Raw genomic sequence first — 19,286 nt, 5'->3', positions numbered from 1 at the left:
CCGGTCGGCACCAGCCGGGAACGTCCCGGGCGCAGTGGGGGTGGACGGACGATCTCGGTCCACCGGCGCACAGGAAGGACACACAGATGACGAAGCACACCATCGCACGACGCGCCGCGGGGGCCGTCGCCGCAGTCGGCCTCGCGGCCGGGCTCTCCCTGGTCGGGACCACCACGGCCCAGGCGGACAGCGTGTGGGACGAGGTCGCGCAGTGCGAGAGCGGCGGCAACTGGTCGATCAACACCGGTAACGGCTACTACGGTGGCCTGCAGTTCTCCCAGTCCACCTGGCAGGCCTACGGCGGCTCCGGTCGTGCGGACCAGGCCAGCAAGTCCGAGCAGATCCGCGTGGCCAAGGCGACCCTGCAGGGGCAGGGCCCGGGTGCGTGGCCGGTCTGCGGTGCCAGGGCCGGTCTGACCCGGTCCAACGGCGGCGCGGCCTCCTCCGGCTCGGAGTCCGCCCGCTCGAGCTCCAACCAGACCAGCCGCTCGCAGCAGTCGACGAGGCAGCAGCCGCAGCAGCAGCAGTCGACCCAGCAGCAGGCCCAGCCGAAGCGCTCCAACGGCGGCTGGTCCCAGCAGGGCTCCAGCACGCCCAAGCGCGCGGTGACCGGCGAGACCGTCAGCGTCCGCGCCGGCGACACCCTCAACATCATCGCCCAGCGGGAGGGTGTCCGGGGTGGCTGGAAGGCGCTGTACGAGCTGAACTCGGACAAGATCAGCAACCCGAACCTCATCTTCGTCGGTCAGACCCTGACCGTCGGCTGAGCTTCGCCCGCTGACGCCACGCCTCGCGCGTGACCTGAGGCAGGGCCCGGACACCCCCTCGTCAGAGACGGTGCCCGGGCCCTGTCCCGTCACCCGGGGTTCGCGGTTGCGCGTCGGCGGGACCGCGCGGCTATAGTGATCAGCCGTGCGGGCACGTCCCGCACCCGCCGCCTTAGCTCAGATGGCAGAGCGACGCACTCGTAATGCGTAGGTCTCGGGTTCGATTCCCGAAGGCGGCCCCACAGCACCACCCCTAGTCCGACGCGCTTTCGCGCAACTGCACCACGTCACCAGCACCCTGGAGACCCTGCGCAGAACGGGCTCGTGTCCCCGCCGTGTCCCCAAGACGCGCCGCCGCCTCCCACAGGTTGCGGTCGATCAGGTGCCCGTAGAGGTCCATCGTCATCGACGCCGTGGCGTGCCCGAGCACCCGCTGAACCACCTTCGGGTCCGCTCCAGAGCCCAACCAGACCGACGCCGCGGTGTGCCGCAGGTCGTGCACGCGAAGCCCCTGACGACCGATCGCGACAGTGGCCTGACTCCACCGCACAGCGCGCTTCCAGTTGCCCTCCCGCAAAGGGCCACCCTCAGGAGCGGCGAAGAGCCAGTCGCCGGCGTCCTTGCCACTCGCCCAGCGGTCCACGATCGAGGCCACCTCGTTGACCAGGGGCACCGTCCTGGCACGCTTGTTCGGGTCTGCTGCACCGATAGGTGACAGTGGTTCTCAGGCGGCGAGTGCGACCTGAGTGCTGTTGATGGTCTCGTACTCGATCGGGGTCAGTCGACCCAGGCGGGCTTGTCGTCGGCGGCGGTGGTAGGTCTTCTCGATCCAGGTGATGATGGCCAGGCGTAGCTCGGCACGGGTGGCCCAGCAGCGCCGGTCCAGCACGTTCTTCTGCAGCAGTGAGAAGAAGGACTCCATCGCCGCGTTGTCACCGGCGGAGGCGACCTGGCCCATCGACCCGACCAGGTGGTGGCGGCGCAGCTCGTCTAGGAAGCGTCGGGAACGAAACTGCGACCCACGGTCGGAGTGGACGACGCAGCCGTTCACCCCACCGCCGCGGCGGGCCACTGCTGAGGCAAGCGCGTCCACGGCCAGCTGGGACCTCATCCGGCTGCTCATGGAGTAGCCGACGATCCGGCCCGAGAACAGGTCCTTGATGGCGCAGAGGTAGAGCTTGCCCTCGGCGGTGGGGTGCTCGGTGATGTCGGTCAACCACAGCCTGTTCGCAGCGGCCGCGGTGAACTCGCGCCGGACCAGGTCGTCGTGGGCCGGCGGGCCGGGCTTCTTGCCGTTGGCTCCACGCTTCTTCCCGAACACGCTCCACCAGCGGTTGGTCGAGCAAATCCGCCACACTGTCCGGTCACAGGCTCGGTGACCCCAAGCGCGGGCTTCGTCACCGAGGAGCCGGTGACCGAACTCCGGGTCGTCGCGGTGGGCGTCGAACAACGCGTTGGCCAGGTGGGCCTGTTGGAGCATGCGGGGCGTGATCGGTGCAGCGAGCCAGCGGTAGTAGGGCTGGCGGGCGAGTTTGAGTACCCGGCACGTCACCGTGACGGGGATCCCGTCGGCGGCGAGCTCGCGGACGAGCGGGTACATCATTTTCCCGGCAGGTTCGCCTGAGACAGGTAGGCCGCAGCCCGGCGCAGGACCTCGTTCTCCTGCTCCAACAGCCGATTGCGACGGCGCAGCTCTTTCAGCTCGGCCGAGTCTGTCAAGGTCGCGCCCGGTCGGTGGCCGTCCTCGGCGTCGGCCTTGGCGAGCCAGTTCCGCAGGCAGGACTCGCTGATGCCGAAGTCTCGGGCGATCTCGGCGATCGGAGCATCGCCGCGGCGGGCCACCGCCACGACATCGTCACGGAACTCCTTGGGGTGGGGTCTGGGCACAGTGCACATCCTTCCAGCGGTGCCCTCTGGCACCACAGATCAGATGTCACCTACTCGTGCAGCAGACCCCCGTGATCGACACCAGCGACCGGTCCCGCCACTTCGGCGCGATGTAGTTGCGATAGGCGCCCTGGTCACTCTCCAGCGTCCGACGCTTCACCGAGGTCCGGGAGGCCAACCACCGCTCAGCCAACTCCGCGACGGTGATGCGGCCGCGACGCGGGTCCAACCACTCAGCACTGCGCAACGTCCGGCGCTGGTCCTGCTCCCACGCCACAGCATCGGCACGGCGGGTGAACACCCGAGAAGCCACCTGACGCCCGTGCGACTTCACCCGAGCCCGGTACCGGACCTCACCGCCAGCCGTCACCGAACGTTGAACGCTCACGCGCACTCCCGCGACTCATGGGCACTCGCTACCCACGCCAGCAGCTCCGCCCGATCCCAGACCAAGCGACGGCCGTCTACCGGTGGAAGGGCGAGATCTACCACGACACCGAGTGGCAACTCTGGATCAAGACCACCGACGAACGCGCCAAGCAGCTCGCGAGCTGGATCCCCGAGCACCACTCTGGCGACCTGCCTGAGGTCATCACCCTGCCAATCACCGGCGGACTGCCGGCCTACCTGGACTGGATTACCGACGAGACGAGTTAGTCCTACGCCTGACCAGCCACCACGAGGCCACCCGACAGTTCGTGTCGGGTGGCCTCTTGCACGTCTCAGGTGGAGCTCACGTCGTCTCCGCGAAGTCGCACGGCCACCCACAGCCCGCAGCGCCGACAGATGTAGATACCGGCGTCTCCCAACTTATGCAGCCGTCGACGTGCCAGATGGCGCCCACAGCACGCACACTCGGCGCTCGTCTCGCTCATACCTACCCCGTCCTTTCGGCCATCCTGTCATCTCGACCGCTTTCGGTGAAGAACCTGACGAGCGTTGAGGTATCGGTCCGAGGTCGTCCAGGACCTCACCGTGACGGGCCTCGCTCTGCCGAATCTGGCTCTATGTAGTCAAGGCGCTCGCTCCGCTCGCGCGAGCCGCTGCGGTGCGTGTCCTCGCTCGCTACGCTCGCTGCGGGCCGCTCCTCGCGGCTCTGCATCACCCCGGGCGATCGAGGAGGCGACATGTTGGCCGCACTGCTGCCAGGTGTGCGCGAGCTGCGGACACCCCTGGCCGCTGGTGTGCTGTACCTCTTTGCCCTTTGGCTGCTGTTTCGATGGATTGCGCTGCCTGCTGTTCCATACGACCTGATCGCTGACGTCCTCATGTGGCGCGCGATTTTTCAGCCGGCGCTCGTGCTGAGCGCGCTTGGGTTCGCAGCCTATCTGATCGGCTCTCTATTGACGGTGGAGGGTTACCGTGTTTTTCCTTCCATTGCCAAGCGACAGGTAGATTTCGAATTTCTCAAGGAGGATGACTATGCTGCTCACAAGCCCTATTTTTCTATCGATGACATAGATGTTCGTGCCCTTTGGTCCTGGCGGCGAAATAACTGGCGCGAAACAAAGAAGGGCTTCCGACGGAAAACCAAGAAGCTGATCCGTTTCATTGGTAAGATGACTATTGGCGCACTCAGGCCTTTCAGGGGTTGGGAGCAACGTCATGAATACTTGGTGACTCTGCTACGCCTTCTGACACGCGGACGCCTCAGTCCAGGGGACCGTCTGTATTGGTGGACGGCGGACCAGATGAGCAAGAGTATCAATGCTGGTGTGACAATCGACGTGATCAATGAGGAGCGCTATCTTAACGATGAGTTTCGCGCGAACCTCAACATGGGCCTTGACCATCGATACGACCGCGAGGAAAAAGCCGAAGATCGCCTGCGAACGATTGAGATCGCCAAACAGCACTTCCTTGTGCAGACAATGGTTCAAGCCATAGGAGATGAGTTTGGGGTCCTGGTCGTGCGCACGCAGCTTCGGTTCCCCGATATCTACAACGAGTACGGACGTCTGAGGGCTGAGGCAAAGTTGCGCTTGTCTTTGTCGCCCCCTTTAGCCCTTGTAGTCGCTCTCCTAACGTTCAGTTATTCGCCTGTAGTGCTACTGATTCTGATTATGGTTCCGCCACTACTGGTCAGCGCCTTACGCAGACAGGCCGACGCAGACTGGCTCATCTGGCAAGTCTTCTTCGCGAACGAAATCGAGTCGCCAAGTTTGCAAGAGTTCAAGGGCATCCCAGTGGCTGGTCTGACACCCCCGAAGGACCCCTTCTACGCGGCCCATATCTGAGACGGGTGGCCCCTCCGAGAATTGGCGCAGGACACACCCTGCCACCGCAACGGGGCGACAACGGGTCACATGCCCGAAGGAAACACGGTGACGACACCTTGACTACCGTCACGCCCATCCCGCAGGCAAACTCGTTCAAGCCTCGCATGCGCCAGCTTCGGCGCACTTTGTGCCCTGCGCAGTCAGTGACGGTGTGTAGAACTTGCGACCAGGGCAACTTCGGAGATCGAGGCCTTCGTGATTGGGGGGAGCGTGATCAAGGGAGAGGGCCCCAGCATCCGTCTGCCTGCTCTTGACAGAATTTACCTCATGAGTGACGTATTGGTGGTCCAAAGAACGTGCGGTCGTTGTCTCAATCGCCTACGCCGAAGATGCTTGACTCCAACTCGTCGTACACGTTCATGCCGCTGCGGATCAGCGGGGCAAGGTACCGCTGCGCGAAAGCGGGAGCCTTGGTGCCGGCACCAGATATCCCGAGAGCCCTTCGAATGTCCGTGAACATAAGGCCAGATGCAGCTTTGACGTCGTCGGCGTCCTTGCTCCTAGCTGCAAGTTCCCCCATTCGCGTATTCCTGATCCCTGCCACGGTTTCCTTCATCTCCGGCTTACCAAGCTCCTCGCACAGTGCGTCCAGCACTTCCTGGTCGTAGAGGTAGGACTCGATGTGACGTCGTCCGAGCGTACGAACACCCTGCGAATCCCATTCAGCGACTTCGAGATCGGTAGCAAGGTCGCGATCCCGGAGGCGGATTACCGAAGTTCCTTCAGTGATAGTTTGAAGCGCAGACGTCAAGCCTACTTTGTCATTTTGAGCATCGTCACTGTTCCCTACTGAAACGAAATCCACATCGGGGTAGGCTTGACCAAAAATTGTTCGATAGCACTTCGCGTCGAACTCGTCCGCGCCGCCCTCGCATAGAACGAGCGTGCTGGGTGCCACAAGCAGAGCAATATCTTCCAAAGCCACTCGGAGGGCCTTTTTCCAGAATTCCCGGGTCGGTGTCACGGGAGCCATCACTACCGAGTCATCAAAGTTGTGCTCTCCGAAGTCCAGGAAAGCCACTTCCTCTGGCGTCGTACTGGCTAACTGCACCGCTTCGCTCATGAATCCAATGCTGTGTGAAGCCAAGAACAGCTGTGACTGGCTCGGCACTAGTGCAAGCAGTTCACGGAGTAGTAGCCCTTGCGCCTTGGTGCCAATATGGACCTCCGGTTCATCAATACACCAGATAGCATCTTGGTAATACTCCGCTTTGACGACTGCATCAAGTAGCAGATCAAACACGGCCTTTTCGCCCGCCGAGAGGTTCACATACGGGAACCCTGCGGCGGTACCTTTAGTGAATTCGAAGGAGTGTCCTCGACCTAGACCGCCTACGCGACCCAACGTCAACTCTGGAAAAACTCGCAGGAGAGCTTCGCGTAGTTTTCCCGTAAGTCTCTCGCGAATCTCCAACTTGGTGGACGAGTCGGGAGTGTCTTCGTCATACACTGCGGAGAAAGTTTGCCAGAGCAGGCGTTGGTAATTCTCGGAAACGGACTGATCGGCATCGACCGCTCGACGAAGTTCGCCTCTTTCTGTTGGTGATGGCTGTTGTGCAAGGTTCTTTATGTTGAAGTCGACTTCATGTCGGTAAGCACTTCGGAAGTAAACACCCGCTTGCTTCAATTCTGACGGTGCTCTTGAGGGACCATGCAATTCAACAGACACCCGATCGTAGTACTCCGAGGCATCTACCGCTCCGACTTTTGCATTATACTGAGCGCTGCCCTGTACGGCGTTCCAAGCTGTTCTTCGATACCAAGTAATGAGACCGTCGAAGAACGACGACTTACCGACTCCATTTGGCCCCGCGAGGACTATGAGTCGCGCGGTCTCCGCAAGATCTTGCACCCTCAGGTCGGTGAAGCGGCGAAAGTTGTGCAGATGCGCGCTTTTGATTCTCATGTAGCATATCCCGTCGCTTCAGGAACCCCCTATTGATGCGACACTACCCTGAACGAGCTCACCTAATGCTCACTGGCCCCGAGTACGACCCCTGTCATGGTGCTCCCGGAGGAGGACTGACAGTTTCGCTGGCCAGGTCGCCGTGCAAGTCCTCCGGCTTGGCAGCCGGCCCCGCGTCAGTCTGATTGGACTCATCCCGGATCCGTGCCAAGCTCGACACCCGCGACGCGGTGTCATCATCGACACACCCCTTGGTCCGGCGAAGCGTCCGACATCAAGCCCGCTCGTCCCAATCCTCGGGCCCGATGATGATCGCCAGCGTGCTCGTGCAAGCGTCCCTTTCGGGACCGAGGCGTCCCTGGCACGGAGGGCGGCGGCGGTGCGGCGTGTCCCCGTCGCGTCCCCAAGGCTCCACAACCAGCCGTTGAAGGCCGAACCTTAACGGCGCCTACTAGCAGCGAGTTCAGCGGCAATAGTGGTGGACCTGTTCGCCTAGACGGCCTCGTAATGCGTAGGTCTCGGGTTCGATTCCCGAAGGCGGCCCCACCGCACCACCCCGGTCAGCGGAGCTCTCCCGCGGCCGCAGCACCTCTGCAGCACTCCTGAGACCTGGGCACACCATCCGGATGGTCTGCTGGACGGACGACGTCTCAGAGCTGGCGGTCTGAGAGCGCGACGGTGGCGCCGACGCCGATCATCATCACGCCGCCGGTGGCGCCGAGGCGGGGTAGACGCCGCGGGTCACGGGTGAGCCAACCGCGGGCTGCGCCGGCGGTCAGTGCCCAGACGGTGTCGAAGGCCAGCCCGATGAGGAGGTGGACCGTCCCGAGGACGAGGATCTGGCTCCAGACCGAGCCGGTGGCCGGAGCGGTGAACTGCGGCAGGACCGCGACGAAGAAGATCGCCGACTTGGGGTTGGTGATGCCCACGAGGAAGCCCTCGCGCAGCGACCTGCTCGCGGGGACCTCAGCCGCGGGGCGCGTGTCGGTCGTCGTAGCAGCAGCCGTCGTCTGGTGGCGGTGCCGGATGGCCTGGACTCCGAGGTAGACGAGGTAGAGGGCCCCCACCGTCTTCAGGACGGTGAAGGCGACCACGGACTGCGCGAGCAGAGCCCCGACGCCGGCGGCGACGGCGAGCACCTGCGGCAGCATCCCCATGGCGTTCCCGAGGACGGTGAGCAGACCCACGCGTCGACCGGACGACAGGGACCGGCCGATGACGAACAGGACACTCGGTCCAGGAACAGCGATCAGGACGGCCGCGGCGAGGGCGAAGGCGGCCAGGTTGGCGCCAGGAGGCATGGGTGGACGGTATCGCGCAGGCCGGCTTCGCGGGGGTCAGCGCATCCAGGACGGTGTGGCGGTGGTCCGGTGGGGGCACGCTTTCCGGAGCCGACAGGGCCGGAGGAGGGCCGCGTGTCAGTGAGGAGGTCTGCGTACCGCTACCCTCTGCTACTGGGTGCGGAGTACACCGCCCCTGACGTGGTGTTGCTTGGCGGGACTCGGGGGAGTTCGCAGGCTTCGCCACGGAGTCGGGTAGTTCGCACCCCTTGGGCCCGGTCCTGACCAGACTCTCCCCCCGAGTTTGCGTCAGGACCGGGTTCCTCATTATCACTTAAGCCCTCAACTATCGTGACACCGACCCGCTCGGCTCACCGTCGACGTCGCGGTCGATGGCCCGCGTCCACACCCTCCTGGGCCACCGCCACGTCCTGAGCCATCGCCGTCGAGGCGCCCGCCGCTGGGGCTCGGGGGGCCTGTGCCGAAGCGTTCGCGCTCAGGCGTCGATGGGCTCGGGTCCGTTGTCGGACACCGTGACGCCCGGTGGGCTCGGAGCAGTTCGCACACCCGCGCTGGCGCGCCGTCTCGGGCGTAGTGACCCGATGACGCCGCATCACGGCTCCGCGGTGTGCGCCCCGGACCTGCTAGAAGAACCGTGTGAGGTGTTCACCAGCAGGGTCGCGCGTGGGCCCGGCCCGGTCGGCCAGATGGGGGAGCAGTGGAGGACCAGGAACAGGACACGCCCGGGTCTCCCGCAGCCACGGTGCTCGCCACGTGGTGGAGGGGCGTGGTGGCGGTGGGTGGCACTCTCCAGCTCGCGCCGGACGCCCTGGTCTTCGTCCCGAACCGGGTCGAGCGGGTGCTCGGGTGGCGTGCGCACCGCGTCGAACGAGCGGGACTGCGTGTCGTCAGGGCCGAGCCGGGGCCCAGGGGCCTGGTCCTCGAGGCCGGCGCGCGCCGCTACCGCTTCGGCGTGGTGGACTCGTGGTGGTTGCACACCACCTTCCTTCCCGACGGCGGCGTCGGCACGGACTGAGACCCTGCCGGTCGAGACTCGCAGACGTCCGGGTGGAGCGGGCACGAAGACCGGAGGAGGGCGCATGAGCTGGACCGAGCAGGACAGGGCCGACTTCGAGCAGGCGATGGATGAGTCCCTCGCCGAGGCCGTGTCCCCACCCGTGCCCTTCGACGACGCCACCCCGCACGAGTGCGCTGAGGCCGTCCGCAGCGTGCTCGGGGTCGACGTCGGTCCGGGCCGACTGGCCGGGCTGACGGAGCAGGACCTGACGGCCCTGGCGGCAGGCTTCGGGACGTGGTTCGCGTCGAGCCCGCCGTCGGTCGCCCAGGTCCGCCGTGGGGTCGAGTCGACGCTGCGGCGCTGGCCGGCGTGACGGGCGACGGTGCCAGGGTGCGCGCGGTGGAGGTCGAGGCGGAGGTGCTGGCTGCCGCGGAAGCCCGTGGCCGGGCGCTCGGCGACGGCGACGAGCTGGGGCTGAGGGCACTGCTGCACCCCGCCTTCGTCTGGACGTCGCACCGGGGCGACGTCTTCGACCGGGATGGCTATCTCCGGTCCAACGCGAGGGGGCGCAACCGCTGGTACGGCCAGCGCCTCGAGGACCCGGTGGTGGTCGTCGACGGTGACGTCGCCGTGCTGCGGTGCGTGGTCGCCGACGACGTGGACACCGGTGCGGGTCGTCACACCGCACGGATGCTGATCACCCAGACCTGGGTGCGCCGGGACGGTCGCTGGGTCTGCCTCGCCGGGCACGCCGGCCCACGACTGGACTGACGAGGTCACCTCAGCCTCTCCGCGCCCTCCGCGGACGCCCGCGCCGGGCTCAGACGGCCCCGGCCCACCCCGTCGGGTCCTCGCCGACGGGGACGGCGGCGATGGACTGCCACAGCACGAGCACCTCGTACCACCGCGCCTCGACGGGCCCGAGCGGTCGCACCGACTCGTAGCCGGCGCGGAACGCCTTCCGGGCCGGCAGCGGGGTCGGGCCCCAGCCGGTGAACCGGGTGGCGAGGTAGACCGCGGAGTGGGCGAGGTCCACCACCGGGTGGTCGACCACCATCTCGTCGAAGTCCAGCACGGCCACCACCTCGGAGTGAAGCACCAGCAGGTTCGCGGCCCGGAAGTCGTTGTGCACCAGCTGGGGTGCCTCGTGCGGCTCCGTGAGTCCGGCCAGCGCGTCGCCCAGCCGCCGGGACGCGTCCGGGGCGAGGCCACGGTCCCCGGTCGCCGACCAGCGCTCGACCCGCGACCGGAGCCCCTCGACCGCCGGGTCCTGCGCGAGCCGGGTGCCGGTCTGGTCTCGCAGCGCTTCGTGCAGCCGGGCCAGACAGGCTCCGGCAGACCGCACGGCAGCGAGGTCCGTGACGTCCAGCCAGTCACCGGCCAGCTCCGGCAGCACCGTCACCGACAACGGCCCGTGCGGTCCGTCGAGCACCACGCGGGCACGGCCGTCCACCGAGGGGACCGGCGCGGCCACGGGCACGCCGCGTCCGGCGAGGACCCCGAGCAGCTCGGCCGAGACGTCCAGGCGTGCGAAGCGCTCCGGTGCCCGCGACCACTTGACCACCAGGGGTCCGCGGTCGCTGGCCACCCACACCACGGCGTTCTGGTCGCTGATCACCAGCCGGTCGGCGTCCTCGGCGGTGATCGCCCAGGTCCCGCGCAGCACCTCCGCGAGCCACGCCGAGACCTCGGCGAGACCACCGAAGCCGAACCGCTCACGCAGTGCCGCCCCCGCCTCGACCGGCTCCCACAGCATGGACACCCCGAGCGGCAGCATGCGCCCACCGTAGGTGTCGCGGGGTCGGCCGCACACGCAGCGGCGCCGCGCGGGGACGCGTCAGACCACGAGGCTCACGGGCTGGCGGGTGGCTCGCAGGAGGGGCCGTCACGCCACAGCTGGTCGGCGGTGCCGGCGTCGAGGTGGCGGGCGTAGACCTCGACCTTGGCGTGGATGACGTCCAGGGCCTCCTGGAGGTCGGCGACCTGCTGCTGCACCCGGGCCTCGTGGGTGCGCAGGATCTCGAACCGGTCGGCCTCGGTGCCCGGCCCCTGGAGGGCCAGCGCGGCGTAGCGCCGGATCTCCGGCAGCGGCATCCCCGAGGAGCGGAGCTTGGTGCAGACCCGCAACCAGGCCACCTCCTCCTCGGTGAACACCCGGCGGCCCGCGCCGTCGCGCCGCACCGGCGGCAGCAGCTCCTCCTTCTCGTAGAAGCGGAGGGTGTGGGTGCTCAGACCGGTCAGCTCGCTGACCTCACCGATGCTGAACACGGGCGCCGTGGTCGTCGTCATGCTCCCCAGCCTAGGGCTTGACCTAGAGTCGGCTCTAGCTCCTAGCGTCGACGACGACAGCATCCGACGAGAGGAACACCATGAGCACCACCTGGTTCATCACCGGCACCTCCACCGGCTTCGGCCGACTGCTCACCGAGGCGCTGCTGGCCCGCGGCGACCGGGTCGCGGCCACCCTCCGCCGGCCCGAGGCCCTCGACGACCTCCGCGCCGAGCACGGCGACCGCCTCTGGGTGGCCTCCCTCGACGTCACCGACCGCGAGCAGGTCCACCGTGTGGTGACCTCGGCCTTCGACGACCTGGGACGCATCGACGTGGTGGTCAACAACGCCGGCTACGGCGTCTTCGCCTCGGTCGAGGAGGCCAGCGACGAGCAGATCCGGCAGGTGGTCGACACCAACCTGCTCGGCTCGATCGACGTCATCCGCGCCGCCCTGCCCCGGCTGCGCGCCCAGGGCGATGGCCGCATCCTGCAGGTCTCCACCGCCGGGGGCCAGACCACCTACCCCAACTTCAGCTACTACCACGCCTCGAAGTGGGGCGTCGAGGGCTTCTGCCAGACCCTCGCCGCGGAGGTCGCCCCCTTCGGCATCGCGGTGACCATCGTCGAGCCCGGCGCGACACCGACCTCGTTCGGCAGCTCGCTGGCCACCGCCCCGACCATGCCCGAGTACGAGCACACCCCGGCCGGGGACGTCCGCCGCGCCCTGGCCAGCGGCGCCTTCCCGCTGCCCAGCGACCCCGCCAGGATCGTCGGCGCGATGATCGACCTGGTCGACGGGGACGCCACCCCGCTGCGTCTCCCGCTGGGGCCCGACACCTACGCCGACGTCCGCGCCGCCCTGGTGGCCCGGCTGGCCGAGCACGACGCCCACCGCGACGTCGCCCTCTCCGTCGCCAGCGACGAGCACCTGGCCGCCTCCGCCTGACGAGCAGGTCCCCCCGACCGGCCACGACACGCCGTCACGGGCCAGGCCGACGCGACCCGTCAGGGCCACTCGCCACGAGAGCGGGTGGGGGATCAGGCCCGGAGGACGGCCCAGGAGTGGGGTGCGAGGGCGGCTCCCTGCAGCGGGGACGCCGCCTCGAGCACCTCCGCCGGGGTCACCGGGTAGGGCTCGTCGGCCAGGTTGAGCACGAGGGTGAGCCGCTCGCCGTCCGGGCCGTCGGCGTGCACCAGCAGGTGCTCGTTGGCCACGTCGGAGGTGCTGGTGGTCGCGGTGGTCAGCCACGGGTGGCGCCGGCGGAGGCTGATCATCCGCTGGTGCACCGACCACAGCTCGTCGTCCCGGCCGTCCACCTGCTGCGGCACCCCGGGCATCTCGGGGCGGACCGCGTCGTCACCGCCGGCGCGGTCCTCCTTGACCGCGCGCAGACCGTACTCGTCGCCGTAGTAGATGCTCGGCACCCCGGGCAGGAACAGCAGCAGCGCCACCGCGTGGCCGACGTGGCGCGGGTCGGCGATCTGGCTGGCCACCCGGCTGGTGTCGTGGTTGCCGAGGAACGTCATCGGCAGCAGCCGCCCGACCAGCTCGCGGTGCCGGCCGAGGGTCCAGTCCAGCTCCCAGAGGTTGCGCTCGCTCAGCGAGGACCAGGTCGCCTTCCACAGCTCGTACTGGGTGACGGAGTCCAACCCCGAGCGCTGCACGTAGTCGGCGTAGTCGCCGTGGATCATCTCGCCCACGAACCACGCCTCGGGGAACCGCTCGCGCACCCGGGGCAGCACCGACGCCCACAGCTCGGGGGCTACCGCGTAGGCCGCGTCCAGCCGCCACCCGTCGGCGCCGCGTCCCAGCCAGTGGGTCATCACCTCCACCACGTGGTCCTGCACCTCGGGGCTGGAGTGGTCGAGGGTGATGAGGTGGTCGTGGCCCTCGAACACCCACGGGTGCCCGTCGCTCCACCGGACCCACCGGCCGGCCTCGGAGCCCTCACCGGCCTCCAGCGCGGCGGCCACCGGTGGGAAGGAGCGGGCGGCGTGGTTGAAGACCCCGTCCAGCAGGACGCGGATCCCGCGCTCGGAGCAGGCGGCCACCAGGGCGTCGAAGTCGGCGTCGTCACCGAGCCGTGGGTCGATGGACAGGTAGTCGGTCGTGTCGTACCCGTGGGTCTCGGAGCGGAAGACCGGGCCGAGGGCGAGCCCGTTGCAGCCCAGCGCGACCAGGTGGTCCAGCCAGCCGTGCAGGCGGGTCAGCCGGTGCGGTTCGGGACGGGCGCCGTCCAGCTCGCGCTCGGCGCCGACGAAGCCGAGCGGGTAGACGTGCCACCAGATGACGTGCTGGACCCAGGAGGACATGTGGTCCATCCTCTCGTGCCCGCGACCGGCGACGTGCCGGCCCCGGACGCAGCAGCGCCGGCCCGCGCGGCTCCCGGGGGAGCGTCGCGCACGGCCGGCGCCGGTGCGGTGCGACGGGTCAGCGACGCGTTCCGCGGAGCTTCTTGATCCCGTCCTTGATCTTGCGCTGGTTCTCGGGCTTGCGGAGCTCGCGCTCGGCGACCTGGAGCACCTTGGCGACCACAGCACCCTTGATGGCGCCCTTGAACAGTGAGGAGATCCCCATGATGTCCCTTTCTCTCGTCGACCCCTCCAGTAGACCAGTCGGGGGCAATCGGGAGGAACCCGGAGTGGCCGGTCGGGGTGCGCCCGTCCCGCGGTGCGACGCCGGTGGTGCGGGCCCGTCCCCCTGCTCCCGGACGCGCCAGGGTGCCCCGGTCCAGCTGACCGGGGCACCCTCGTCGGTGCTCAGCGCTGCTCGCGGAACTCCACGTGCTCACGCAGCACCGGGTCGAACTTGCGCAGCGACAACCGCTCGGGGTCGTTGCGTCGGTTCTTGCGGGTGACGTAGGTATAACCCGTCCCGGCGGTGGACCGGAGCCGGACCAGCGGGCGGACGTCGTTGCGGCGAGCCATCAGATCTCCTCTGTCGTCGTGATAACGGTTCTCAGTCTACTCCGGTGTCCCAGCGGCTGGGAGAGGGGTCGGACAGCACCCACCCGGCCCGTGACGGCCCGCGGTCCGGAAGTCGCCAGGCCCGGCGGCTCCTGGCGTGAGTCGATCTGGTGGAGATCTTGAGCAGGTCCTGAGGTGAACCGGACGCTGCCCAGAACGGACGCTGATCGTGGGGGTGCAGAGTTCCTCTCGTCGGGCCGCCGACCAGCATCGACCCGGGGGGAGCGGTGACCAGGGAGCGGACCCGACACAGGCCGGAGGGTCGCCACGTACCACCCCCATCGGGGGATGGGGTGGTGCGTGGGACCCACCGGGTCAGGAGGTGCGAGATGTCGGAGTCGGGTGACAACCCGTCAGCAGCGGCTGGGTCGCGCCCCGACACCATCGGGGCCCCGCTGCTGAACGACGCGGTGCTGGACGACCTGGTCACCCTCTTCGACGGCGACTGCTCGGTGGCTCGCGGGTTCGTCGACGGCTTCGTGACGCTGAGCTCGGCCCGGCTGGCCCGGATCCGGTCCGCGGTCGCCCGGCACGACGGCCAGGACGGCGAGGTCGCGCTGCTGAGCCTGAAGACGACCAGCTCGATGATCGGCGCCGACCGCCTCACCCGCGAGTGCGACGCGATGGCCGCCGCCGTCCGCGCCGGGGACTGGGAACGGCTCTCTGAGCAGCTGAACGGGCTGCACGGCCAGATCGAGCAGACCAACGAGCAGCTCCGCCAGTGGCTCGGCTCGGCGCACGCCGACTGAGCGGAGGTCCGCTCAGCGCGGCGCCGCGAGCCGGTAGCCGACGCCCCGCACGGTCTCGATGAAGCGCGGGTGCCCCACCACGTCGCCGAGCTTGCGGCGCAGGTTGGCCAGGTGCACCTCGACCGACCGGCGGTCGGAGTCGCTGACGAACGAGCCCGGCTGGTCACCCCTCAGGTGCAGCGCCAGGGTGTCCTTGGAGACCACCAGGCGGTCGCGCTCGACGATCGCGAGCAGCAGGTCGAACTCGCTGCGGGTCAGCTCGACCGGCACGCCGTCCACCTCGCACAGCCTCATCCCGGGGTGGGCACGGAGGCCGTTGCGGTCCAGCCACTCCTCCTCGTCCGGGGCCGAGGCCGCGGAGGCCGGCGAGGGCACCGGCACCGGGACGTCCTCGGCGCTCGCGGCCGACGTCGCCTGCGGACCCATCCAGCTGTCGCGCCGGCGCAGCACCGCCTCGACCCGGGCCCGCAGCTCCCGCGGACGGAAGGGCTTGGTGACGTAGTCGTCGGCACCGGCGGCGAAGCCCATCACGACGTCCATCTCGTCGTCCTTGGCCGAGAGCATCAGGATGTAGGTGTCGCTGAACGAGCGGATCCGGCGGGCCACCTCCAGGCCGTCGAAGCCGGGCAGGCTGACGTCGAGGGTGGTCAGCACCGGGGAGTGCTCGCGCACCGCGTCCACCCCCTCGTCGCCGGAGCCCACCGCGTGGCAGTCGAACCCGGCCTGCGCGAGGATCGCGGCCAGCAGGGCCCTGACGTCGGCGTCGTCCTCGATGATCACGGCAGTCCGCGGTGCGACCACGATGCTCACGGCACCTCCACGCAGTAGTAGGTCTGGGCGTCCAGCCGGTGGTGGCGGACGGTCGTCCGGGCTGCCATGGTCCGTCGGATCATGGTGTCCATCCGCAGCACCTCGTCGTTGTAGGCGCAGACGTCGTAGCCGCAGATCCCCCGTGCGGCGGTGAACTCCACCAGGCAGCTGCTGATCATGTCCCCGAAGACGGTGCTGCCCTGCAGACCGGGCGCCACCAGCGTGAAACCCAGGTAGAAGATGGCGTCCCGCGCGGCGTGCTCGGGGAACCGGGCCGCGAAGTACTCCGGGCTGATCCAGGGCACCGTGCTCAGGTCCCGGGTCAGGGTGGTCACCCCGACCGGGGTGCCGTCCGCGTCACGGGCCACGTGCTTGGTCACCCGGGGGTCGACCATCTCGGCGTCGAACTCCTCCCGGGTGAGGACCTGGCGGGCGGCGGCCCGGGTGCGGAGCGGGCCGAACGCCGCCTCGTAGAGGTCCCAGAAGGCATGGGTGGTCAAGGTGTCCATGGCCGTCTCGACGGCCACCCGGTAGCGACCGCTCACCGCGTCCCCTCCCAACCCCTCCGGGCGTAGCTGGCCACCACGAGGGCGCATGCGTGGCTGCCGCCGCCCTCGCAGGTGGCCGAGACGACCGTCGTCCCGGCGGGCCGGTAGAGCCCGCCCCGACCCTCGGTCAGGTCCTCCAGGCTCCGCCTGAGGTCCTGGCGCAGGATGCTCTCGCGGTGGCTGTGGTGCTCGACGAACAGCCCGGCCCCGTTCCCGTCGAGCCGCTCGGACCAGGCGATCCCCGCCCAGGCGTCCTCACCGGCGCAGTCGGCGTAGGCCTCGGCGTAGACGCAGTACAGGAGGTCGCCGTGCTCACCCGGGAGCTGCTCGACCCCCGGCACCTCGACCACCGTGCTGCCGGCCGGGATGACCGAGCTCAGCCGGACCAGGTTGTAGTCCGCCACCCCGGCGTCGCGCAGTGCGGCGTCGAAGGACGAGAGCCGGGTGCGCCCCCTGCCCACCCCGCGGCTGACGCGGATCACCAGACCCTCGGGCACGGCGGAGGGACGGGGGGTGGGGGTGGTCATCACCAGGGCCTTCCTACGGAGCCGACGACCCGGTGACCGTACCGCACCGGTGGGGCGGTCACGTGACGTCGTCGAGCCGGTCCGTCTCCGACCCCGCACCCCCCGCCGCAGCGGGGCGCGCCGGCTGCAGCTCGGGCTCCGGGCGGGGGACGGTGAAGGAGAAGGTGGTCGCCACCCCCGGCTCGCTCTCCACCCAGATCCGCCCGCCCATGCTCTCCACGATGCTGCGGCTGATGGCCAGCCCGAGGCCGGTGCCGCCCTTCTCGCGGGCGTCGGAGGAGTCGACCTGCTGGAAGCGCTGGAACACCGCCTCCAGCATGTCCCCGGGGATGCCGCGACCGTGGTCCAGGACGCTGAACCGCACGAAGGCGCCGTCCTGCACCGAGTCCACCCGCACGGTGCCGCCCGGGGGGGAGAACTTCACCGCGTTCGCCACCAGGTTGAGCAGCGCCTGGATGATGCGGTCGGCGTCGCCCAGGACCCGTCCCTCCCGCTCGCCGGCGCGCAGCACCACCCCGGCCTCGGCGGCCACGGCGGAGGCCTGCTCCAGCACGCCGTCGACCAGCGTGGCGGCCTCGTGCTCGGCGGTCTCCATCGGCATCTGGCCCGAGGTCAGACGCTCCACGTCGAGGATGTCGTCGATCAGCCGGGTCAGCCGCTCGCTGCTGGCCAGGGCGACGGAGACCATCCGCTGCGCGCGGGGGTCCAGCGGCCCCAGGGCGCCCCCGGACAGCAGACCGAGCGAACCCCGGATCGAGGTGAGCGGGGTGCGCAGCTCGTGGCTGACCACGGAGACGAACTCCGACTTCATCCGGTCCACCTGCTGGCGCTCGGTCATGTCGCGGAAGACCACGACCGCGCCGTGGGTGCCGTGCTCGTCGCGCAGCGGGCTGGCCGTGACCTCCACCGGCACCTCGCCACCGTCGCGGCGCAGGTAGACGTCCTCCTCGGCGGTGGTCACCAGCCCGCGCTCGATCGCCTCGGTGATGTAGCAGCCGTCCTCGGGGAAGGCCAGGCCGTCGGCGCGCAGCGCGTGGAAGAGGCTGTGCGCGTGCTGGCCGAGCAGGCCCCTGGGGGAGTGGCCGAGCAGCCGCTCGGCGGCCGGGTTGGCGAAGGTGACGAACCCGCTGCGGTCCACCACGTAGATGCCGTCGTCGACCGAGTCGACCATCAGACCGGTCTGCTGGGTCACCTGCCGCAGCGCGGTGGTGCGCTCGGTCACCCGTCGGGTGAGCTGCTCGCTGAGGCTCTCGTTGTCCACGATCAGCAGCACCTGGCGCACGGCCGCGGTCACCAGCGTGGCCAGCCACACCACCTGGGAGGGCAGGCTGAGGGCGAACGTCCCGCCGCCCACCACCGCCAGCACCGCCGCGGCGATGAAGAAGGTGAAGATGAGCAGCGTCCCGAGGAGCGGTCCGCTGCGCCGGGCCGTGTCCTCGCCCGGGCGGGGCGGCCGCTCCGGCAGCACGGCGCACAGGGCCAGGAAGAGGTAGCCGGCCAGCCAGCCGAGATCGGTCAGCCCGCCGAAGGTGTACGAGCCGGTCCGGTTGACGCTGACCACGAAGGCGATGTCGGAGACGGCGTAGGCCACGAACCCGACGGTGAGCAGGGCCAGCCGCCAGCGGTCGCGCCGGCTGCTGCGCACCACCAGCAGCACCGCGACGGTGGCCACCAGCGAGTCCAGCACGGGCAGCACCAGCACGACGACGTCGGAGGACACGTCGAGCTCGCCCTGGCCGAGCTGGACGATGGTCACGGTGGCGGTGAACAGGATGGCCCCGCCCACGATCAGACCGTCCAGCACCATCCGGATCAGCTGGCGGGAGGTGTGCGGGGCCGAGGGGAAGGTCAGCATCCCCGCCACCGCCCCCACCATCGCGAGCAGCAGACCGGCATCGACCACCGGGCCCACGACCTCCGGGGAGGAGCGGCCGGCCACCAGCGAGAGCGAGTTGGCCACCGCCGCCACCGGGCCGGCCGAGCAGAGCAGGAACCAGGCCCGCCGACGTCGCCGGCTCCGCGTGCGTCGCGCGCGGTAGACCCCGGCCAGACCCACCAGCAGTCCGAAGCCCACCAGGCAGAGCTGCGAGAGGCGGGAGCGCGTCTCCGGTGGCAGCGGGCTGGTCAGCAGCAGCGCGACACCGCCGCAGAGCAGCAGGACGACCGCCAGCAGGAGCGCGGACCGCACCGCCCACGGGCGGGGGCGGCGCGGGGTCATGGCGGCGACGCTAGCAGGGTGGTCCTCCCGGCCCCGAGGACGAGCAGTCGGTCCCGGC

At 69.0% G+C, this 19,286-nt stretch carries 21 protein-coding genes and 1 tRNA gene; 9 read left to right on the top strand and 13 right to left on the bottom strand.

Features of this window, described 5'->3' with window-relative positions; translation table 11 throughout:
• The first annotated feature begins 86 nt into the window (after window positions 1–86).
• Window positions 87–767 (top strand): LysM peptidoglycan-binding domain-containing protein, encoded by a 681-nt coding sequence (locus BLT52_RS21625; protein ID WP_090589686.1) that lies wholly within the window; start codon window positions 87–89, stop codon window positions 765–767.
• Window positions 768–933: 166 nt separating this feature from the next.
• A tRNA-Thr gene (locus BLT52_RS00755) sits at window positions 934–1,009 on the top strand.
• 11 nt (window positions 1,010–1,020) lie between these two features.
• On the opposite strand, the gene BLT52_RS00750 is transcribed toward BLT52_RS00755, so the two are convergent.
• On the bottom strand, window positions 1,021–1,476 hold the full coding sequence (locus BLT52_RS00750) for a tyrosine-type recombinase/integrase (protein ID WP_269457598.1): 456 nt from the start codon (window positions 1,474–1,476) through the stop codon (window positions 1,021–1,023).
• Between the two features lie 15 nt (window positions 1,477–1,491).
• Window positions 1,492–2,654 (bottom strand): IS3 family transposase gene (locus tag BLT52_RS00745; RefSeq protein WP_172803964.1). Its coding sequence is split into 2 segments (ribosomal slippage): window positions 1,492–2,373 and window positions 2,376–2,654, totalling 1,161 coding nucleotides; the frame shifts between segments, so codons are not numbered across the junction.
• Window positions 2,655–3,059: 405 nt separating this feature from the next.
• Between BLT52_RS00745 and cutA the strand changes: the two genes are divergently transcribed.
• Complete coding sequence (gene cutA / locus BLT52_RS00735) at window positions 3,060–3,311, top strand: divalent-cation tolerance protein CutA (RefSeq protein ID WP_090589677.1); 252 nt, start codon at window positions 3,060–3,062, stop codon at window positions 3,309–3,311.
• A 470-nt stretch (window positions 3,312–3,781) separates the two neighbouring features.
• The gene (locus BLT52_RS20655; RefSeq protein ID WP_157676900.1) at window positions 3,782–4,891 is read left to right on the top strand and encodes a hypothetical protein; all 1,110 of its coding nucleotides are present in this window, start codon (window positions 3,782–3,784) and stop codon (window positions 4,889–4,891) included.
• A gap of 352 nt (window positions 4,892–5,243) precedes the next feature.
• Here the strand turns inward: BLT52_RS20655 and BLT52_RS00725 are convergent, their stop codons facing one another.
• Window positions 5,244–6,839, bottom strand: coding sequence for an AAA family ATPase (locus BLT52_RS00725; RefSeq protein ID WP_090589673.1), 1,596 nt, complete (start codon window positions 6,837–6,839; stop codon window positions 5,244–5,246).
• 650 nt (window positions 6,840–7,489) lie between these two features.
• Window positions 7,490–8,140 (bottom strand): LysE family translocator, encoded by a 651-nt coding sequence (locus BLT52_RS00720; protein ID WP_090589670.1) that lies wholly within the window; start codon window positions 8,138–8,140, stop codon window positions 7,490–7,492.
• Between the two features lie 775 nt (window positions 8,141–8,915).
• Here BLT52_RS00720 and BLT52_RS00715 point away from each other — a divergent pair.
• The 3 genes from BLT52_RS00715 to BLT52_RS00705 all read left to right on the top strand — a co-directional run bounded on the left by BLT52_RS00715 (window position 8,916) and on the right by BLT52_RS00705 (window position 9,908).
• The gene (locus BLT52_RS00715; RefSeq protein WP_157676899.1) at window positions 8,916–9,155 is read left to right on the top strand and encodes a hypothetical protein; all 240 of its coding nucleotides are present in this window, start codon (window positions 8,916–8,918) and stop codon (window positions 9,153–9,155) included.
• Window positions 9,156–9,219: 64 nt separating this feature from the next.
• Entirely contained in the window at window positions 9,220–9,510 is a 291-nt protein-coding gene (locus BLT52_RS00710; protein ID WP_090589666.1) for a hypothetical protein, read from the top strand.
• A gap of 17 nt (window positions 9,511–9,527) precedes the next feature.
• Window positions 9,528–9,908: a nuclear transport factor 2 family protein gene (locus tag BLT52_RS00705; protein ID WP_157676898.1), complete on the top strand. Its 381-nt coding sequence runs from the start codon at window positions 9,528–9,530 to the stop codon at window positions 9,906–9,908.
• Between the two features lie 49 nt (window positions 9,909–9,957).
• Here the strand turns inward: BLT52_RS00705 and BLT52_RS00700 are convergent, their stop codons facing one another.
• Complete coding sequence (locus BLT52_RS00700) at window positions 9,958–10,914, bottom strand: phosphotransferase enzyme family protein (protein ID WP_090589661.1); 957 nt, start codon at window positions 10,912–10,914, stop codon at window positions 9,958–9,960.
• Window positions 10,915–10,988: 74 nt separating this feature from the next.
• A complete protein-coding gene (locus BLT52_RS21620) occupies window positions 10,989–11,426 on the bottom strand; it encodes a MerR family transcriptional regulator (protein ID WP_090589659.1) in 438 nt (145 codons plus the stop codon).
• A gap of 80 nt (window positions 11,427–11,506) precedes the next feature.
• Between BLT52_RS21620 and BLT52_RS00690 the strand changes: the two genes are divergently transcribed.
• The gene (locus tag BLT52_RS00690) at window positions 11,507–12,355 is read left to right on the top strand and encodes an SDR family oxidoreductase (RefSeq protein WP_090589656.1); all 849 of its coding nucleotides are present in this window, start codon (window positions 11,507–11,509) and stop codon (window positions 12,353–12,355) included.
• 92 nt (window positions 12,356–12,447) lie between these two features.
• Here BLT52_RS00690 and BLT52_RS00685 read toward each other — a convergent pair whose 3' ends face one another.
• The 3 genes from BLT52_RS00685 to rpmG form a co-directional block, all read right to left on the bottom strand.
• Window positions 12,448–13,731 carry an alpha-amylase family glycosyl hydrolase gene (locus BLT52_RS00685; RefSeq protein WP_197679138.1) on the bottom strand — a complete coding sequence of 428 codons (1,284 nt, stop codon included), beginning with the start codon at window positions 13,729–13,731 and terminating at the stop codon, window positions 12,448–12,450.
• Between the two features lie 109 nt (window positions 13,732–13,840).
• Window positions 13,841–13,987, bottom strand: a complete 147-nt coding sequence (locus BLT52_RS21000) for a hypothetical protein (RefSeq protein WP_172803963.1) — start codon at window positions 13,985–13,987, stop codon at window positions 13,841–13,843.
• 182 nt (window positions 13,988–14,169) lie between these two features.
• Window positions 14,170–14,337: a 50S ribosomal protein L33 gene (gene rpmG, locus BLT52_RS00680; RefSeq protein ID WP_090589652.1), complete on the bottom strand. Its 168-nt coding sequence runs from the start codon at window positions 14,335–14,337 to the stop codon at window positions 14,170–14,172.
• Window positions 14,338–14,705: 368 nt separating this feature from the next.
• On the opposite strand from rpmG, the gene BLT52_RS00675 reads away from it, so the two are divergent.
• A complete protein-coding gene (locus BLT52_RS00675) occupies window positions 14,706–15,125 on the top strand; it encodes an Hpt domain-containing protein (RefSeq protein WP_090589650.1) in 420 nt (139 codons plus the stop codon).
• Window positions 15,126–15,137: 12 nt separating this feature from the next.
• Here the strand turns inward: BLT52_RS00675 and BLT52_RS00670 are convergent, their stop codons facing one another.
• The 4 genes from BLT52_RS00670 to BLT52_RS00655 are packed head-to-tail and all read right to left on the bottom strand — an operon-like array spanning window position 15,138 to window position 19,228.
• The gene (locus BLT52_RS00670; RefSeq protein ID WP_231946434.1) at window positions 15,138–15,935 is read right to left on the bottom strand and encodes a response regulator transcription factor; all 798 of its coding nucleotides are present in this window, start codon (window positions 15,933–15,935) and stop codon (window positions 15,138–15,140) included.
• Complete coding sequence (locus BLT52_RS21150; RefSeq protein WP_197679137.1) at window positions 15,932–16,480, bottom strand: hypothetical protein; 549 nt, start codon at window positions 16,478–16,480, stop codon at window positions 15,932–15,934. Before BLT52_RS21150 ends, BLT52_RS00670 begins: the two co-directional genes overlap by 4 nt.
• Entirely contained in the window at window positions 16,477–17,010 is a 534-nt protein-coding gene (locus tag BLT52_RS00660; protein WP_090596147.1) for a pyruvoyl-dependent arginine decarboxylase, read from the bottom strand. Before BLT52_RS00660 ends, BLT52_RS21150 begins: the two co-directional genes overlap by 4 nt.
• 58 nt (window positions 17,011–17,068) lie before the next feature.
• Window positions 17,069–19,228, bottom strand: a complete 2,160-nt coding sequence (locus BLT52_RS00655; RefSeq protein ID WP_090589647.1) for a sensor histidine kinase — start codon at window positions 19,226–19,228, stop codon at window positions 17,069–17,071.
• Window positions 19,229–19,286 lie beyond the last annotated feature (58 nt).

Origin of the sequence: Auraticoccus monumenti (genome assembly GCF_900101785.1) — a bacterium.
GTDB classification, from domain to species: Bacteria; Actinomycetota; Actinomycetes; order Propionibacteriales; family Propionibacteriaceae; genus Auraticoccus; species Auraticoccus monumenti.
The sequence above is the reverse complement of the archived record's forward strand: the minus strand, read 5'-3'. Positions and strand labels throughout refer to the sequence as shown.

What these genes read in the sequence shown, in the direction of transcription:
- BLT52_RS21625 (WP_090589686.1), top strand. Translation starts at nt 87, where the DNA reads ATGACGAAGCACACCATCGCACGACGCGCCGCGGGGGCCGTCGCCGCA.
- cutA (WP_090589677.1), top strand. Translation starts at nt 3,060, where the DNA reads ATGGGCACTCGCTACCCACGCCAGCAGCTCCGCCCGATCCCAGACCAA.
- BLT52_RS20655 (WP_157676900.1), top strand. Translation starts at nt 3,782, where the DNA reads ATGTTGGCCGCACTGCTGCCAGGTGTGCGCGAGCTGCGGACACCCCTG.
- BLT52_RS00725 (WP_090589673.1), bottom strand. Translation starts at nt 6,839, where the DNA reads ATGAGAATCAAAAGCGCGCATCTGCACAACTTTCGCCGCTTCACCGAC.
- BLT52_RS00720 (WP_090589670.1), bottom strand. Translation starts at nt 8,140, where the DNA reads ATGCCTCCTGGCGCCAACCTGGCCGCCTTCGCCCTCGCCGCGGCCGTC.
- BLT52_RS00710 (WP_090589666.1), top strand. Translation starts at nt 9,220, where the DNA reads ATGAGCTGGACCGAGCAGGACAGGGCCGACTTCGAGCAGGCGATGGAT.
- BLT52_RS00700 (WP_090589661.1), bottom strand. Translation starts at nt 10,914, where the DNA reads ATGCTGCCGCTCGGGGTGTCCATGCTGTGGGAGCCGGTCGAGGCGGGG.
- BLT52_RS21620 (WP_090589659.1), bottom strand. Translation starts at nt 11,426, where the DNA reads ATGACGACGACCACGGCGCCCGTGTTCAGCATCGGTGAGGTCAGCGAG.
- BLT52_RS00690 (WP_090589656.1), top strand. Translation starts at nt 11,507, where the DNA reads ATGAGCACCACCTGGTTCATCACCGGCACCTCCACCGGCTTCGGCCGA.
- BLT52_RS00685 (WP_197679138.1), bottom strand. Translation starts at nt 13,731, where the DNA reads ATGGACCACATGTCCTCCTGGGTCCAGCACGTCATCTGGTGGCACGTC.
- BLT52_RS21000 (WP_172803963.1), bottom strand. Translation starts at nt 13,987, where the DNA reads ATGGGGATCTCCTCACTGTTCAAGGGCGCCATCAAGGGTGCTGTGGTC.
- rpmG (WP_090589652.1), bottom strand. Translation starts at nt 14,337, where the DNA reads ATGGCTCGCCGCAACGACGTCCGCCCGCTGGTCCGGCTCCGGTCCACC.
- BLT52_RS00675 (WP_090589650.1), top strand. Translation starts at nt 14,706, where the DNA reads ATGTCGGAGTCGGGTGACAACCCGTCAGCAGCGGCTGGGTCGCGCCCC.
- BLT52_RS00660 (WP_090596147.1), bottom strand. Translation starts at nt 17,010, where the DNA reads ATGACCACCCCCACCCCCCGTCCCTCCGCCGTGCCCGAGGGTCTGGTG.
- BLT52_RS00655 (WP_090589647.1), bottom strand. Translation starts at nt 19,228, where the DNA reads ATGACCCCGCGCCGCCCCCGCCCGTGGGCGGTGCGGTCCGCGCTCCTG.